The sequence below is a fragment of the Streptomyces sp. NPDC030893 genome, from assembly GCF_055571535.1.
This window is the reverse complement of sequence record NZ_JBVIFC010000011.1, coordinates 48,133-62,803: the sequence shown is the minus strand read 5'-3', so window position 1 is coordinate 62,803 and position 14,671 is coordinate 48,133. Positions and strand designations below refer to the sequence as shown.

Below are 14,671 nucleotides of genomic sequence, written 5' to 3'. Positions count from 1 at the left end.
GGAGGAACCGTGACCACCACGCTCGCCGGCGGCCGTGCCGCCCGCCGCCAGACGATGCGCCGCATCCGTCCGCGCCGCTCCCCCGCCGTGCCCCTGCTGCTCGCCGTGGGCGCGGGCGCGGTGGCCGTGCTGTGGCTGTGGTGGACCAACACCCCGTCCATCGCGGACACCACCGGCAAAATCGTCGCCGCCGGCCGGATCACCGGCCTGCTCGGCGGCTATCTGATGGCCCTGGTGGTGCTCCAGATGGCGCGGGTGCCCGCGCTGGAACGCCGGGTGGGTACGGACCGGGTCGCCCGCTGGCACGCGATGAGCGGCCGCTACACCGTCAGCCTGGTCATCGCGCACGTCTTCCTCATCATGTGGGGCTACGCCCGCCAGGCCGGCCAGAGCCTCGGCGGCATCGTGCAGCAGACGATCACCTCCATCAACACGCTGCCCGACATGGGCAAGGCCGCCATCGGCACCGGTCTGCTGTTCGTGATCGCCTTCATCTCCATCGGCCCGATCCGGCGCCGGCTGCCGTACGACGGCTGGTACCACGTGCACCTGCTGACGTACGCGGCGGTGTTCCTGACGTTCTGGCACCAGATCACCACCGGCAACGAGTTCGCCGTCCAGCCGGCCGCCAAGACCTTCTGGTACGGGCTCTACGGCGCGGTGACCGCCCTCGTCCTGTGGTACCGGGTGATCACCCCGATCCGGCTGAACCTGCGGCACCGGATGCGCGTCGAGGCGGTCATCGAGGAGACGCCGGGCATCGTGTCCGTGCTGATCACCGGGCGCAAGCTGCACCGGATGGGCGCGGAGGCCGGGCAGTTCTTCCGCTGGCGGTTCAAGGCGCCCGGGATGCGGTTCAGCTCCCACCCGTACTCGCTGTCGGCGGCGCCCCGCCCCGACATGCTGCGGATCACGGTGAAGGCGATCGGCGACCACACCTCCCGGCTGCGCGAGCTGGAGCCCGGCACGAAGGTGTGGGCGGAGGGCCCGTACGGGGCGCTGACCGCACAGCGCCGCAGCCGCGGCAAGGTGCTGCTGGTCGCGGGCGGCGTGGGCATCACGCCGATGCGGGCGCTCTTCGAGACGCTGCCCGGCGCGGCCGGTGACATCACCCTCCTCTACCGGGCCAACAGCACGCAGGACCTGGCGCTCTGGGGCGAGCTGGCGAAGATCGCCGACGAGCGGGGCGCGCGGCTGATGTACGCCGTGAACAGCCCCGACGGGGAGCGTCCCGACATCTCGGCGGAGAGCCTCCAGCGGAAGATCCCGGACGTCGACCGGCACGACGTCTTCATGTGCGGGCCGCCCGGGTTCGCGCAGTCGGTGTACGACGCACTGCGCGAGGCGGGAGTCCCCGCCCGGCGCATCCATCACGAGTCGTTCGAGATATGAGCGACGGGCCGTTCACCCACCCGGGTCATCCACACCCATCAGGAGCTTGAGAAGCGATGAGGAAGAGTCACCCCGTCCGGCGCGTCGTGCTCGCGACCGCCGCCACCGTGTCCGGGATCGTGCTGCTGCTGTCGCTCAAGCCGGCGTCCGACCCGGGGTCGGCCGAGGCGGCGGGCGGCGCGGCCCCGCCCGCGGCGGCCCAGTCCCCGCAGGGCGGCTCGCAGCCCATCGGGGACGGCACGGTCACCGGGGACGCGGCGAGCACCCAGTACGGCGCGGTGCAGGTCCGGCTGACGGTGAGCGGCGGGAAGATCACCAAGGCGGAGGCGGTGCAGGCGCCCAAGGGCGGCCAGAGCGACCGGATCACCTCCGACTCCGTCCCCAGGCTCAACCAGGCGGCCGTGGCCGCGCAGGGCGGCGAGATCGACGCGGTGTCGGGGGCGACGTACACCAGTGCCGGGTACAAGAAGTCGTTGCAGTCGGCGCTGGACAAGGCGCGGGCGGCCGGGGCCGCGGGGGGCGGCGGTGACGGCGGTGACGCGGGCGGCGGGGGCGACGCCGGTGAGGCGCAGGCGCGGACGGTCACCGGGGACGCGGCGCAGACGCAGTACGGGGCGGTGCAGGTCCGGATCACCGTGAGCGGCGGGAAGATCACCAAGGCGGAGGCGGTCCAGGCGCCCAAGGGCGGCCAGAGCGACCGGATCACCTCCGACTCCGTCCCCAGGCTCAACCAGGCGGCCGTCGCGGCGGGCAGCGCGGAGATCGACGCGGTGTCGGGGGCGACGTACACCAGCGCCGGATACAAACAGTCCCTCCAGTCGGCGCTGGACAAGGCCGGTGGCTGACACGGTGGCCGAACCGGCCGAGGCTCCCGCCGCGGTACGTCATGCGGAGGAGACGATGGGGACCGTCTTCTCCCTCGACGTCCGCGGCGGGCGGTCCGACGCGGTGCGCGTGGCGGTGGAGGAGGCCGTCGCGGGGCTGCACCGGGCCGACGAGGTGTTCAGCACGTACCGCGACGACAGCCAGATCTCCCGGCTGGCGCGCGGTGAGCTGAGCGTCGGGGAGTGCGCTCCCGAGGTCGCCGAGGTGCTGGAGCTGGCGGCGGAGGCGGAGCGGGTGAGCGAGGGCTGGTTCAGCGCGCGCTACCGGGGGCGGCTGGACCCGACCGGGATCGTCAAGGGGTGGGCCACCGAGCGTGCGGCACGGCGGCTCGCCGCCGCGGGGGCGGCGGGGGTGAGCGTCAACGGGGGCGGTGATGTGCAGTTGCTGGGGGCGCCGGGGGCGGGGCGGCCCTGGCGGGTGGGGGTGTCGGACCCGCTGCGGCCGGGCGGGCTGGCGGCGGTGGTGTCGGCGGCCGGGGCGTCGGAGCTGGCCGTGGCCACGTCCGGGACGGCCGAGCGGGGGGATCACATCGTCGACCCCCGTACGGGGCGGTCGGCGGTGACCGACCTGGTCGCCGTGACGGTGATCGCGCCGCGGCTGACGTGGGCGGACTGCTGGGCGACGGCGGCGTTCGCGATGGGGTCGCGGGAGGGGTTGCGCTGGCTGGAGTCCTTGCCGGACGTGGAGGGGTTGCTGATCACCGCGGGGGACGAGGTGCGGTGCACGGGGGGTCTGGCGGGGTGGCTGGGGTGAGCGGGGCGGCTGCCGGCTGAGCGGCGCTGCGGGTGAGCGGCGCTGCGGCTGAGGTACCGGGGTTTCACTCACCCGCGTTCGCGGGGTGCCGCTGCGCCCACCCGTGCCGCCCCAGCGGCACGACTGCCCGCAGCTGGGGGGGCGGCTCGACCGGCCACGACGTTCCCGCGGTCGGCGGACCACCGCGCCGCTCCCTTCAGTTGCCGTTCTGCGCCAGTCGGAGCAAGTGGTCGGCCAGCGCCTGGCCCCCCGCCGGCTCCCGGCTGATCAGCAGCAGCGTGTCGTCGCCGGCGATCGTGCCGAGGATGTCGTGGAGTTCCGCCTGGTCGATCGCCGAGGCGAGGAACTGCGCCGCGCCCGGCGGGGTCCGCAGGACGACGAGGTTCGCCGACGCCTCGGCGGAGATCAGCAGCTCCTGCGAGAGCCGCCGCATCCGCTCCTCCTTCGCGGAGCCCCCCAGCGGCGCACGGGGGGTGCGGAACCCTCCCTCGCTCGGCACCGCGTAGATCAGGTCGCCGTCGGTGTTGCGGATCTTCACCGCGTTCAGCTCGTCCAGGTCCCGGGAGAGCGTCGCCTGGGTGACGCTCAGCCCGTCGTCGGCGAGCAGCTTCGCCAGCTGGCTCTGCGACCGCACCGGCTGCCGGTTGAGGATGTCCACGATCCGGCGGTGACGCGCGGTGCGCGTCTGGGGCACGGCCGGGCCGGTGTGCTGACCCTGCTCCTGGTCCTGCTCCTGGCTCATCGTCGTCTCATTCTCCGGATCGTCCTTCCCCACCCGCCGCCGCGGCGGCCCGGTCCAGGATGCCGGGCAGCGCCCCGAGGAAGGCGTCCACCGCGTCGTCCCCGAGGTTCAGCGGCGGCATGAGCCGTACGACATCGGGGGCCGGCGCGTTCACGAGGAACCCGGCGTCCTGAGCCGCCTGTTGCACCCGGGGTGCGAGCGGCTCGGTGAGCACGATACCCAGGAGGAGGCCCGCGCCCCGGACATGGTCGATCAGGGCGTGGCCGGACGCCTCGATTCCGTCGCGGAGCCGCTCGCCCTGCCGCTTGACGTTCTCCAGCAGCCCCTCACCCTCGATGGTGTCGAGAACGGCGAGTCCGGCGGCGCAGGCGACCGGGTTGCCGCCGAAGGTCGTGCCGTGGTGGCCGGGCCCGAGCAGGTCGGCGGCGCGGCCGAAGGCGACGGTGGCGCCCAGCGGCAGGCCGCCGCCGAGCTGCTTGGCCAGGGTGACGACGTCCGGCAGGACGCCCTCGTGCGCCTGGTACTCGAACCAGTGCCCGGTGCGGCCGACGCCGGTCTGCACCTCGTCGAGGACGAGCAGCGCGCCGGTCGCGGCGGTGATGGCGCGGGCCGCCTTCAGGTAGCCGGAGGGCGGGACGACGACACCGTGCTCGCCCTGGACGGGTTCGATGATCACCAGGGCGGTCTCCTCGGTGACCGCGGCGGCCAGCGCCTGCGCGTCGCCGAAGGGCACGTGGGTGACGTCCGCGGGCAGCGGCTGGAACGGTTCGCGCTTGCCGGGCTGGCCGGTGAGCGCGAGGGCGCCCATCGTACGGCCGTGGAACGCGCCCTCGGTGGCGACGACATGGGTCCGCCCGGTCAGCCGGCCGATCTTGAAGGCGGCCTCGTTGGCCTCGGCGCCGGAGTTGCAGAAGAAGACCCTGCCGTCCCGGCCGAAGAGCTGGAGCAGCCGCTCGGCGAGGGCGATGGTCGGCTCGGCCATGAAGAGGTTGGAGATGTGGCCGAGGGAGCCGATCTGCCGGCTCACGGCCTCGACGATCGCCGGGTGGGCGTGGCCGAGGGCGTTGGTCGCGATGCCGCCGACGAGGTCGAGGTACTCCGTGCCTTCGGCGTCCCAGACCTTCGGGCCCTCGCCGCGTACGAGGGGCAGGCGCGGCGTGCCGTAGTTGTTCATCAGCGCGCCCTGCCAGCGCGTGGTGAGTTCCGCGTTGCTCACGACTCCCCCTGTTCGTCGGGCACGACCATGGTGCCGATGCCCTCGTCCGTGAAGATCTCCAGCAGGATCGAGTGCTGGACCCGGCCGTCGATGACGCGGGCCGTCCGCACCCCGCCCCGTACGGCGTGCAGACAGCCCTCCATCTTCGGCACCATGCCGGCGGACAGCTCCGGCAGGAGCTTCTCGAGCTGGGAGGCGGTGAGCCGGCTGATCACCTCGTCGCTGTTCGGCCAGTCCTCGTAGAGTCCTTCGACGTCCGTGAGGACCATGAGGGTTTCGGCGCCCAGTGCAGCAGCGAGTGCCGCAGCCGCCGTATCAGCATTGACGTTGTAGACATGGCCCGAATCACCGTCGTCCTGGCTGCGGGCGATCGAGGAGACGACCGGGATGCGGCCGTCGGCGAGCAGTGCCTCGATCGCGCCCGTGTCGATCGCGGTGATCTCGCCGACCCGCCCGATGTCGACCGGCTCGCCGTCGATCTCGGGCCGGTGCTTGGTGGCGGTGAGGGTGTGCGCGTCCTCGCCGGTGAGGCCGACGGCGAACGGTCCGTGCCGGTTGAGCAGTCCGACCAGCTCCCGCTGCACCTGTCCGGCGAGCACCATGCGGACGACGTCCATGGCCTCCTCGGTGGTGACGCGCAGGCCGGCCTTGAACTCGCTGACGATGCCGTGGGTTTCGAGGGCCCGGCTGATCTGCGGGCCGCCGCCGTGCACGACGACCGGTTTCAGGCCGGCGTGCCGCAGGAAGACGACGTCCTGGGCGAAGGCGGCCTTGAGGTCCTCGTCGACCATGGCGTTGCCGCCGAACTTGATGACGACGGTCCTGCCGTGGTGCCGGGTCAGCCAGGGCAGGGCCTCGATGAGGATCTGCGCCTTGGGCAGCGCGGTGTGCTTACGCGTGGTGCTCATGATGAATAGGCGCTGTTCTCGTGGACGTAGTCGGCGGTGAGGTCGTTGGTCCAGATGGTGGCGGTGGCGTCGCCGGCGGCGAGGTCGGCGACGATGTGGACCTCGCGGTAGCGCATGTCGACCCGGTCGCGGTCCTCGCCGACGCCGCCGTTCTTGCAGACCCAGACGCCGTTGATGGCGACGTTCAGCTCGTCGGGCTCGAAGGCGGCCTTCGTGGTGCCGATGGCGGAGAGCACCCGGCCCCAGTTGGGGTCCTCGCCGTGGATGGCGCACTTGAGGAGGTTGTTGCGGGCGATGGAGCGGCCGACCTCGACGGCGTCGTCCTCGGTCGCCGCGTTGATCACCTCGATCTTGATGTCCTTGCTGGCGCCCTCGGCGTCGCGGATCAGCTGCTGGCCGAGGTCGTCGCAGACGGCCCGTACGGCCTCGGCGAACTCCTCGTGGCCGGGCGTGGTCCCGGAGGCTCCGGAGGCGAGCAGCAGCACGGTGTCGTTGGTGGACATGCAGCCGTCGGAGTCGACGCGGTCGAAGGTGACCCGGGTGGCGTCGCGCAGGGCCTTGTCGAGCGCCTCGGAGTCGAGGTCGGCGTCGGTGGTGAGGACGACGAGCATGGTGGCGAGGCCGGGGGCGAGCATGCCGGCGCCCTTGGCCATGCCGCCGATGGTCCAGCCGTCCTTCGTCACGACGGAGGTCTTGTGGACGGTGTCGGTGGTCTTGATGGCGATGGCGGCCTTCTCGCCGCCGTGCTCGGACAGTTGGCCGGCGGCCGTCTCCACGCCCGCGAGCAGCTTGTCCATGGGCAGCAGTACGCCGATGAGTCCCGTCGAGCAGACGGCGATCCCGCCCGCGCCCGTGCCCAGCACCTCGGCGGCCTTCTCGGCGGTGGCGTGGGTGTCCTGGAATCCCTTGGGGCCGGTGCAGGCGTTGGCGCCGCCGGAGTTGAGGACGACCGCGGTCAGCTGCCCGCTCTTCAGCACCTGCTCGGACCAGAGCACGGGAGCGGCCTTGACGCGGTTGGAGGTGAAGACGCCGGCGGCGGCCCGTCGGGGGCCGTTGTTGACCACGAGGGCCAGGTCGGGGTTGCCGTTCTCCTTGATCCCGGCGGCGATGCCCGCCGCCGTGAATCCCTGTGCTGCCGTCACACTCACGGCGCAACTCCGATCGTCGTCAGTCCCGTGGTCTCGTCGAGACCCAGGGCGATGTTCATGCTCTGGACGGCACCGCCCGCGGTGCCCTTGGTCAGGTTGTCGATGGCGCTGATCGCGATGATCCGCCCCGCGGCCTCGTCGAGGGCGACCTGCACGGCCACGGCGTTGGAGCCGTACACGGAGGCGGTGGCGGGCCACTGCCCCTCGGGGAGGAGGTGCACGAACGGCTCGTCGGCGAAGGCCTTCTCGTAGGCGGCGCGCACGGAGTCGGCGGTGACGCCGGGCGCGGCCTTCGCGGTGCAGGTGGCGAGGATGCCGCGGGGCATCGGGGCCAGGGTGGGGGTGAAGGAGACGGAGACCCGCTCGCCGGCCGCCGCGCTGAGGTTCTGGATCATCTCGGGCGTGTGCCGGTGCCCGCCGCCCACGCCGTACGGCGACATGGAGCCCATGACCTCGCTGCCGAGCAGATGGGGTTTGGCCGCCTTGCCCGCGCCGGAGGTGCCGGAGGCGGCGACGATCACCGCCTCCGGCTCGGCCAGGCCGGCGGCGTACGCCGGGAAGAGGGCGAGGGAGACGGCGGTGGGGTAGCAACCGGGCACCGCGACACGCTTGGACCCCTCCAGCGCGGCGCGGGCACCCGGCAGTTCGGGCAGGCCGTACGGCCAGGTGCCGGCGTGCGGGGAGCCGTAGAACCGCTCCCAGTCGGCGGCGTCCGCCAGCCGGAAGTCGGCACCCATGTCGATCACGAGCACGTCCTCGCCGAGCTGTTCGGCGACGGCGGCGGACTGTCCGTGCGGCAGCGCGAGGAACACGACGTCGTGCCCGGCGAGCACGTCGGGGGTCGTCTCCTGCAGCACCCGTCCGGCGAGCGGCGGCAGATGCGGCTGGAGCGCGCCCAGTCGCTGCCCGGCGTTGGAGTTGCCGGTCAGCGCGCCGATCTCCACCCCGGGATGCCCCAGCAGCAGACGCAGCACCTCCCCGCCCGCATACCCGCTCGCTCCGGCCACCGCCGCACGTACCACCATGGGAAAACCCTCCTCCTGGATGGCATGACTATACGGCTCTCCGCAGGTTTATGCAATACGATCGACGGCAGGATGGGGGGAGGCAGGAAGATGTCGATCGGTCGTGGGGCGGTGGAGATGTCGGAGCGGGGTGCGACGGGCGGGGGCCGGCCGGTGGGTGAGGTGCTGGTGTATCTGAGGGGGCGGTGGCGGGCGGAGCGGACCGTGCGGGATCTGGCGAGCGGTGAGGAAGGGCGCTTCGAGGGGACGGTCGTGTTCGGTCCGCTGGAGGGTGGTGGGCTGCTGCACCGGGAGTCCGGCCGGTTCACCTGGCGGGATGTGACCCGGCCCGCCGAGCGGACCCTGCGCTTCCTGCCGGGTCCGGGCGGCACGGCGGACGTGCGGTTCGCCGACGGGCGGCCGTTCCACGACCTGGATCTGACGACGGGCCGGTACGTCGCCGAGCACCCCTGCTCGGCGGACCTCTACCGGGGCGAGTTCACGGTGTACGACGCCGACCGCTGGCGGGCGGTATGGCGGGTGCGGGGCCCCGCGAAGGATCTGGAGCTCACCACCGACTACGCGCGCATGGGCTGAGCCGAGGCCCCTTCCAGGCGCAGGCTCCAGCGGCCCGCCCGGCCGGCCACACTGATCGTCGACAGCGAGCGGACGTCGATGCTCCAGTACGTGGCGGGCGGTGCCTTGAGCACGTACACCAGGGCCGCCCGGATCACCGAGGGCTCGGCCACCGCGACGACCGTGCAGTCGCCGTCGGCCGGCCGGGTGTCGAGCCAGCCGCCCACCCGGCCGATGAAGGCCATCAGCGACTCCCCGCCGTACGGCGTGGCCCGCGGGTCGGCGAGCCAGGCGTCCACGGCTTCCGGTTCCCGGGCCATCGCCTCGCCCAGGGTCAGGCCCCGCCAGCGGCCCATGTCGCAGTCGCGCAGGGCGAGCTGCACCAGCGGCGCGTATCCCAGACCCTCACCGGTGGCGCGGCTGCGCGGAGCCGGTGAGCAGTAGCGCAGATCGGCCGCCGCGAGCGGCAGCAGCTCGTGCGCGGCCCGTTGCACCTCGTGCCATCCGGCCTGGTCCAGCGGCCGGACGTCCTCGAAGCGCTCGGCGAGCACCGAGGAGCTCCCCGCGGCGGCGACGAACGTGACCCGAAGTGCCATGCCGCGATCGTCAGCCGCCGGAGTGAACAGGTCAAGGGGTGCCGCCCCGCCGTCACTCCGGGTGTCCCGGGCCCTACTCACCGGTGGGGCCCGCCGCCCTCACGCGAAGGGCAGCAGCATCCAGTGGTCGGGCCGTTCCAGCGGGCGGAACCCCAGCCTGGCGTAGACGCCGTGGGCGTCGTGCGTGGCCAGCACGACACGCTTCACCCCGCAGGACCGCAGCTCCTCCCGTACGGCCGTGACCAGGGCGGTGCCGACTCCCTTGCCCCGCACCGAGGGGTCGACGTACACGTCGCACAGCCAGGCGAAGGTCGCCCGGTCGGTGACGACCCTGGCATACGCCACCTGGTCCCCCGAGACGGTGTCGTAGACGCCGAAGTTCGAGGAGCCGTCCATCGCCCGGTCCTGCGTCTCCCGGGAGCGGCCCAGGGCCCAGTAGGCGTCGGTCGACAGCCATCCGTGCACGCGGGCCGCGTCGATCCTGGCGGGGTCGGTGGAGATCTCGTAGCCCTCGGGCAGGGGCGGGGTGTCGGTCATGGCGGGATGCTCGCAGGCCGCCCCGGGCAGCGTCGAACGTTTATCCCACCGCGTCTACCCCAGGACCTCGTCGCAGGCGGTGCGCAGGCGCCGTACGCCCTCCGCGAGCTCGCCGGTGCCGGCCACCGCCGCGAAGCTCAGGCGGAGGTGCCCGGCCGGGGGCTCGGCGGCGAAGTAGGGGCGGCCGGGGGTGACGGCGACGCCCGCGCGCAGGGCGGCGGTGGTCAGGGCGGACTCCGCGATGCCCTCGGGCAGCCGCAGCCACAGGTGGTAGCCGCCGGACGGGATGTGCGGCAGGGCGAGTTCGGGCAGGTGGAGGCGGAGCGCGGCGGTCATCGCGTCGCGGCGGGCCCGCAGCGCGGCGGAGACCGCGCGCAGATGGCGCGGCCACGCGGGCGAGCCGACGAGTTCCAGCGTGGCCTCCTGGAGGGGCCGGGGCACGAAGAAGGTGTCGACGACCTGGATGGCCCGCAGCCGCTCCAGCACCGGGCCGTGCGCGGCCAGGGCGCTCACCCGGAAGCTGGGCGAGGTGGCCTTGGTCAGCGAGCAGACGTGCACCACCACCCCGTCGGGGTCGTCGGCGGCCAGCGGGCGGGGCAGCGGGCCCGCGTCCTCGTGCACCAGCCGCCGGACGAAGTCGTCCTCGACGACGAAGGCACCCGCCTCGCGGGCGATGCGCAGCACCTCGCCGCGCCGCTCGGGGGCGAGCACGGCGCCGGTGGGGTTCTGGAACAGCGGCTGGCAGACGAAGACCCGGGCGCCGGTCGCCCGGAACGCGTCCGCGAGCAGGGCGGGCCGTACGCCGTCCGCGTCCACCGGGACGGGCACCGGGCGCAGGCCGGCCGCGCGGGCGATGGCGAGCATGCCGGGGTAGGTGGGTGACTCGACGAGCACGGGCGCGCCCGGCGGGGCGAGCGCGCGCAGGGCGGTGGTGAGCGCGGACTGTCCGCCCGAGGTGACCAGCACCCCGGCTGCCGTGACCGGGCCGCCGACGCTCCGCGCGAACCACTCGCGCAGCTCCGGCAGCCCCTCCATGGGCGGCCGGCCCCAGGCGCCCGGGCGGCGTCCGGCCCGGGACAGCGCCGCCGCCATGGCCCGCTCCGGCTGGAGGGAGGGGTGCAGATAGCCGCCGTTGAACTCGATCACCCCGGGCGGCGGCGCGGCCAGCGAGACCAGCACGCCGGAGGCGTCCACCGAACGCGGAACCAGTTCGGCGGCGCCGTCGGCGCTGAGGGCGACCTCCTGCCAGGAGGTGTCGCCGGCGGGGGCGGCCGGGGGCCGGCTGGGGGCGCGGAAGGCGCCGGCGCCGGGCCGGGTGACGACCAGACCCTCCGCGGCGAGCACCGCCAGCGCCCGGGAGACGGTCACGGGACTCACCCGGAACCGCTCCACCAGGGCCCGACTGGACGGCAGCTTTCCACCCGGGGAGTAGCGGTCCAGCTCTCTTCTCAGCTGTTCCGCCAGTTCGGCGACGCTGCTACGCTCTTGCATGAGAGCACAGAGTAGCGCTACCGCAGCGTCTTCGATAGCAGTGCCCGCCCTCCGGGACGGCCGCCGCTTCGGCACCCTCCAGGCCGCCCTCGGCGTCATCGCCTTCTCCCTCACCTTCCCGGCCACCGCGTGGGGCCTCGAGGGGTTCGGGCCCTGGTCGCTGGTGGCCGTGCGCAGTGTGCTCGCGACGCTGATCGCGGGCGGTTGCCTGTTCGCCCTGCGCGTATCGCCGCCCGGCCGCGAGCACTGGCCGGGGCTGGCGGTGGTCGGCGCCGGAGTGGTGCTGGGCTTCCCGATGCTGACCACCCTGGCGCTGCAGACCTCGACCACCGCGCACGCGGCCGTCGTGGTCGGTCTGCTCCCGCTGACCACCGCCCTGCTGTCCGCGCTGCGGACCGGCTCCCGCCCCTCGCGCACCTTCTGGGCGGCGGCCCTCGTCGGAGCGGTCGCGGTACTGGCCTTCACCGTGCGGCAGAGCGGCGGCGCGCTGACGACGGCCGACCTGTATCTCTTCGCGGCCCTCCTGGTGTGCGCGGCCGGTTACACCGAGGGCGGCAGGCTGGCCCGGGTGATGCCGGGCTGGCAGGTGATCGGCTGGGCGCTGATGCTGTGCCTGCCGCTCACCGTGCCCGTCGCCGCGGTCGCGCTGACCGTCGAGCCGGTGCGGCTGACCGCGCACGGCGTGGCCGGTCTGCTGTGGGTGGCGGCGGGTTCACAGTTCCTCGGGCTGATCGTCTGGTACCGGGGCATGGCGGCCATCGGCATTCCCAAGGCCAGCCAGTTGCAGCTCGCCCAGCCGCTGCTCACACTGGTGTGGTCGGTGCTGCTGCTGAACGAGCAGCTGACGGTGGCCGCCCCGCTGACGGCCGCGGCGGTGCTGGTGTGCATCGCCGTCACCCAGCGGGCACGCGGTGGAGAGGAGGGCCCCATGCGCGCAACCACGGGTGACCAGCTTGTCCAGCACGGCAGGGTGGTCGGCCAGCCGGACAAGGTCGGTGAGATCGTCGAAGTGATGGGCGAGGAGGGGAACCCGCCCTATCGCGTCCGGTTCGAGGACGGGCACGAGGGCGTGTGCTCCCCCGGCCCCGACACCGAGATCCGGCACCGGACCACGACCCGGCGGTAGATCAGCGCGGGGGCCGCGCCGGCTTGCGGTAGTGGTCGGCGACGACCCGCGCCATCGCCCCGTTCCGGTCGGCCGTCACCTCACGGGCGGCGAAGAAGACGTGACCGCTCACCTGCGGGTGCTCCGCGGCCAGCGTGAGGTGGCGGGACAGCTCGGCCGGGTCCCGCCAGGCGGCGGGCTGCGCCGGGTCGCCCGCCTTGTAGAGCGCCTCCCCCGCGTACAGCCGGGTCCCGGAGCCCTCGACGACCTCCGCCCACCAGGGGAGCAGCTCGGCGTAGTCGGCGGGGGCGAAGCCGATGTGCCAGTACAGCTGCGGGCAGATGTAGTCGATCCAGTTCTCCCGCGCCCACCTGCGGGTGTCCGCGTGCAGGTCGTCGTACGTCTGCACGCCCGCGCGGGTGTCGGAGCCCCGCTCGTCCGTCTCGGCGTTGCGCCACACCCCGAACGGGCTGATGCCGAAGCGGGTGCCTGGCCGGATGGCCCTGATCCCGGCGGCCGTCTCCCGCACGAGCCGGTTCACGTTGTCCCGCCGCCAGGCCGCCCGGTCGGGGAAGGCGCCGCCGTGGGCGTCGTAGGCGCGGTCGTCGTCGAAGGTCTGGCCGGCCACGGGGTACGGATAGAAGTAGTCGTCGAAGTGGACCGCGTCGACGGGGTAGCGGCGCACCGCGTCCAGCATCGCCTCCCGCACGAAGGCGCGGACCTCGGGCAGCCCCGGGTTGTAGTAGAGCTTGCCCGCGTAGGTGACCAGCCAGCCGGGGTTGCGGCGGGCCGGGTGGGAGGCGGCGAGCCGGGCGGGGTCGGCGTGCAGGGCCACCCGGTAGGGGTTGAACCAGGCGTGCAGCGCCAGGCCGCGGGCGTGGGCCTCCTCGACGGCGGTGCCGAGCGGGTCCCAGCCGGGATCCTCGCCCTGGGTGCCGGTGAGGTACTGCGACCAGGGCTCGTGGGGCGAGGGCCACAGGGCGTCGGCCGTGGGCCGCACCTGGAAGACCACGGTGTTGAGCCGGGCGCGCACGGCCGCGTCGAGGTGGGCGGTCAGCTCGGCCCGCTGGCGGGCGGCGCTCAGGCCCGGCCGGGAGGGCCAGTCGCGGTTGGTCACGGTGGCCACCCACATGCCGCGCATCTCGCCGGCCGCCGCTCCGCCCCGCCCCTGGCCGCCGGGCGCACCCGGTGCCGGCCGGGGGGCGGCGGACGCCCGGGGCACGGTCGCCAGCGCGGCCAGCGCCAGCCCCGCGAAACCCCTGCGTGACACCCACCCCATCGTGCCCCCTCGTACGTCGTCGAACCCGCTGGTCAGGCATCGGCTCCCGCCCAGGATGCCCCACCCGCGCGATCGATCATCGATACTTCGGAGTAACGTGCACGAACGGAGCAGGACCCGGGACCCGGCACCCTGCCACAGCCGTAAGCAGAAGCGAAAGGGACGATGTGACCGACATCGAACGCGTCGGAGTGGTGGGCTGCGGCCAGATGGGCGCGGGGATCGCCGAGGTCTGCGCCCGTGCCGGACTGGACGTGATGGTCGCCGAGACCACCGGCGAAGCCCTGGAGATCGGCCGTACCCGGCTGTTCAGCTCCCTGTCGAAGGCGGCCGAGCGCGGCAAGATCTCCGCGGAGGAGCTGGAGGCCACACAGGCCCGGCTGAGCTTCACCACCGACCTCGGCGAGTTCGCCGGCCGCGATCTCGTGATCGAGGCCGTGGTGGAGAACGAGCAGGTCAAGACGGAGATCTTCCAGGTGCTGGACCAGGTCGTGACCCGGCCGGACGCGATCCTGGCCTCCAACACCTCCTCCATCCCGCTGGTGAAGCTGGCGGTCGCCACCTCGCGGCCCGACCACGTCATCGGCATCCACTTCTTCAACCCGGCCCCGGTGCAGAAGCTGGTCGAGCTGATCCCGGCGCTCACCACCTCCGAGGGCACGCTGAGCCGGGCCCAGGTCTTCACCGAGAAGGTGCTGGGCAAGCACGCGATCCGCGCCCAGGACCGCTCCGGGTTCGTGGTGAACGCGCTGCTGATCCCGTACCTGCTCTCCGCGATCCGGATGTTCGAATCGGGCATCGCGAGCCGTGAGGACATCGACAACGGCATGGAGATGGGCTGCGCCCACCCGATGGGGCCGCTGAAGCTGTCCGACCTGATCGGTCTGGACACGGTGGCGTCGGTCGCGTACTCGATGTACGAGGAGTACAAGGAACCGCTGTACGCCGCTCCCCCGCTGCTCCAGCGGATGGTCGACGCGGGCCGGCTGGGCCGCAAGAGCGGCTCCGGCTTCTACACGTACGGCTGAGCGGCGCTCCG

15 protein-coding genes and 1 pseudogene are annotated in these 14,671 nt (G+C 73.3%); 7 read left to right on the top strand and 9 right to left on the bottom strand.

Features of this window, described 5'->3' with window-relative positions; translation table 11 throughout:
• Positions 1-9: 9 nt before the first annotated feature.
• Genes ACZ434_RS21000 through ACZ434_RS20990 form a run of 3 tightly spaced genes read left to right on the top strand, consistent with a single transcriptional unit; the run spans position 10 to position 3,030 of the window.
• Positions 10-1,392 carry a ferredoxin reductase family protein gene (locus ACZ434_RS21000; RefSeq protein WP_468457963.1) on the top strand — a complete coding sequence of 461 codons (1,383 nt, stop codon included), beginning with the start codon at positions 10-12 and terminating at the stop codon, positions 1,390-1,392.
• Positions 1,393-1,448: 56 nt separating this feature from the next.
• On the top strand, positions 1,449-2,237 hold the full coding sequence (locus ACZ434_RS20995) for an FMN-binding protein (protein WP_468457961.1): 789 nt from the start codon (positions 1,449-1,451) through the stop codon (positions 2,235-2,237).
• A 55-nt stretch (positions 2,238-2,292) separates the two neighbouring features.
• Positions 2,293-3,030: an FAD:protein FMN transferase gene (locus ACZ434_RS20990; RefSeq protein WP_468458276.1), complete on the top strand. Its 738-nt coding sequence runs from the start codon at positions 2,293-2,295 to the stop codon at positions 3,028-3,030.
• A gap of 196 nt (positions 3,031-3,226) precedes the next feature.
• Here the strand turns inward: ACZ434_RS20990 and ACZ434_RS20985 are convergent, their stop codons facing one another.
• The 5 genes from ACZ434_RS20985 to argC are packed head-to-tail and all read right to left on the bottom strand — an operon-like array spanning position 3,227 to position 8,069.
• Positions 3,227-3,772: an arginine repressor gene (locus ACZ434_RS20985; protein ID WP_468457957.1), complete on the bottom strand. Its 546-nt coding sequence runs from the start codon at positions 3,770-3,772 to the stop codon at positions 3,227-3,229.
• Positions 3,773-3,779: 7 nt separating this feature from the next.
• Complete coding sequence (locus tag ACZ434_RS20980; protein ID WP_468457955.1) at positions 3,780-4,988, bottom strand: acetylornithine transaminase; 1,209 nt, start codon at positions 4,986-4,988, stop codon at positions 3,780-3,782.
• Positions 4,985-5,896, bottom strand: a complete 912-nt coding sequence (argB, locus tag ACZ434_RS20975) for an acetylglutamate kinase (RefSeq protein WP_468457953.1) — start codon at positions 5,894-5,896, stop codon at positions 4,985-4,987. Before argB ends, ACZ434_RS20980 begins: the two co-directional genes overlap by 4 nt.
• Positions 5,893-7,044, bottom strand: a complete 1,152-nt coding sequence (gene argJ, locus ACZ434_RS20970; RefSeq protein ID WP_468457951.1) for a bifunctional glutamate N-acetyltransferase/amino-acid acetyltransferase ArgJ — start codon at positions 7,042-7,044, stop codon at positions 5,893-5,895. Before argJ ends, argB begins: the two co-directional genes overlap by 4 nt.
• Positions 7,041-8,069, bottom strand: a complete 1,029-nt coding sequence (gene argC, locus ACZ434_RS20965) for an N-acetyl-gamma-glutamyl-phosphate reductase (protein WP_468457950.1) — start codon at positions 8,067-8,069, stop codon at positions 7,041-7,043. The genes argJ and argC overlap by 4 nt, the downstream gene beginning before the upstream one ends.
• A 90-nt stretch (positions 8,070-8,159) precedes the next feature.
• Between argC and ACZ434_RS20960 the strand changes: the two genes are divergently transcribed.
• Complete coding sequence (locus tag ACZ434_RS20960) at positions 8,160-8,645, top strand: DUF6314 family protein (RefSeq protein ID WP_468457948.1); 486 nt, start codon at positions 8,160-8,162, stop codon at positions 8,643-8,645.
• Here the strand turns inward: ACZ434_RS20960 and ACZ434_RS20955 are convergent.
• From ACZ434_RS20955 to ACZ434_RS20945, 3 genes are all read right to left on the bottom strand, one after another.
• Positions 8,627-9,220 (bottom strand): histidine phosphatase family protein, encoded by a 594-nt coding sequence (locus ACZ434_RS20955; RefSeq protein WP_468457946.1) that lies wholly within the window; start codon positions 9,218-9,220, stop codon positions 8,627-8,629. The two genes, ACZ434_RS20960 and ACZ434_RS20955, sit on opposite strands and share 19 nt — an antisense overlap.
• 99 nt (positions 9,221-9,319) lie before the next feature.
• Positions 9,320-9,757: a GNAT family N-acetyltransferase gene (locus ACZ434_RS20950; protein ID WP_468457945.1), complete on the bottom strand. Its 438-nt coding sequence runs from the start codon at positions 9,755-9,757 to the stop codon at positions 9,320-9,322.
• 54 nt (positions 9,758-9,811) lie between these two features.
• Entirely contained in the window at positions 9,812-11,248 is a 1,437-nt protein-coding gene (locus ACZ434_RS20945) for an aminotransferase-like domain-containing protein (RefSeq protein WP_468457943.1), read from the bottom strand.
• Here ACZ434_RS20945 and ACZ434_RS20940 point away from each other — a divergent pair.
• Positions 11,247-12,161: pseudogene (locus tag ACZ434_RS20940) on the top strand (DMT family transporter); the annotation flags it as partial. The gene ACZ434_RS20945 and the pseudogene ACZ434_RS20940 sit on opposite strands and share 2 nt — an antisense overlap.
• A gap of 15 nt (positions 12,162-12,176) precedes the next feature.
• Positions 12,177-12,374 carry a DUF1918 domain-containing protein gene (locus ACZ434_RS20935; RefSeq protein WP_468458274.1) on the top strand — a complete coding sequence of 66 codons (198 nt, stop codon included), beginning with the start codon at positions 12,177-12,179 and terminating at the stop codon, positions 12,372-12,374.
• A gap of 1 nt (position 12,375) precedes the next feature.
• Here the strand turns inward: ACZ434_RS20935 and ACZ434_RS20930 are convergent, their stop codons facing one another.
• Positions 12,376-13,632: a glycoside hydrolase family 10-like protein gene (locus ACZ434_RS20930; protein WP_468457941.1), complete on the bottom strand. Its 1,257-nt coding sequence runs from the start codon at positions 13,630-13,632 to the stop codon at positions 12,376-12,378.
• A 167-nt stretch (positions 13,633-13,799) separates the two neighbouring features.
• Here ACZ434_RS20930 and ACZ434_RS20925 point away from each other — a divergent pair, with 167 nt between their 5' ends.
• A complete protein-coding gene (locus tag ACZ434_RS20925) occupies positions 13,800-14,660 on the top strand; it encodes a 3-hydroxybutyryl-CoA dehydrogenase (protein ID WP_468457939.1) in 861 nt (286 codons plus the stop codon).
• The last annotated feature ends 11 nt before the right edge of the window (positions 14,661-14,671 follow it).

Bases quoted from the DNA above. Each gene is read 5' to 3' on its own strand.
- ACZ434_RS20995 (WP_468457961.1), top strand. From the start codon at position 1,449: ATGAGGAAGAGTCACCCCGTCCGGCGCGTCGTGCTCGCGACCGCCGCC.
- ACZ434_RS20990 (WP_468458276.1), top strand. From the start codon at position 2,293: ATGGGGACCGTCTTCTCCCTCGACGTCCGCGGCGGGCGGTCCGACGCG.
- ACZ434_RS20985 (WP_468457957.1), bottom strand. From the start codon at position 3,772: ATGAGCCAGGAGCAGGACCAGGAGCAGGGTCAGCACACCGGCCCGGCC.
- argB (WP_468457953.1), bottom strand. From the start codon at position 5,896: ATGAGCACCACGCGTAAGCACACCGCGCTGCCCAAGGCGCAGATCCTC.
- argC (WP_468457950.1), bottom strand. From the start codon at position 8,069: ATGGTGGTACGTGCGGCGGTGGCCGGAGCGAGCGGGTATGCGGGCGGG.
- ACZ434_RS20960 (WP_468457948.1), top strand. From the start codon at position 8,160: ATGTCGATCGGTCGTGGGGCGGTGGAGATGTCGGAGCGGGGTGCGACG.
- ACZ434_RS20955 (WP_468457946.1), bottom strand. From the start codon at position 9,220: ATGGCACTTCGGGTCACGTTCGTCGCCGCCGCGGGGAGCTCCTCGGTG.
- ACZ434_RS20950 (WP_468457945.1), bottom strand. From the start codon at position 9,757: ATGACCGACACCCCGCCCCTGCCCGAGGGCTACGAGATCTCCACCGAC.
- ACZ434_RS20945 (WP_468457943.1), bottom strand. From the start codon at position 11,248: ATGCAAGAGCGTAGCAGCGTCGCCGAACTGGCGGAACAGCTGAGAAGA.
- ACZ434_RS20935 (WP_468458274.1), top strand. From the start codon at position 12,177: ATGCGCGCAACCACGGGTGACCAGCTTGTCCAGCACGGCAGGGTGGTC.
- ACZ434_RS20930 (WP_468457941.1), bottom strand. From the start codon at position 13,632: ATGGGGTGGGTGTCACGCAGGGGTTTCGCGGGGCTGGCGCTGGCCGCG.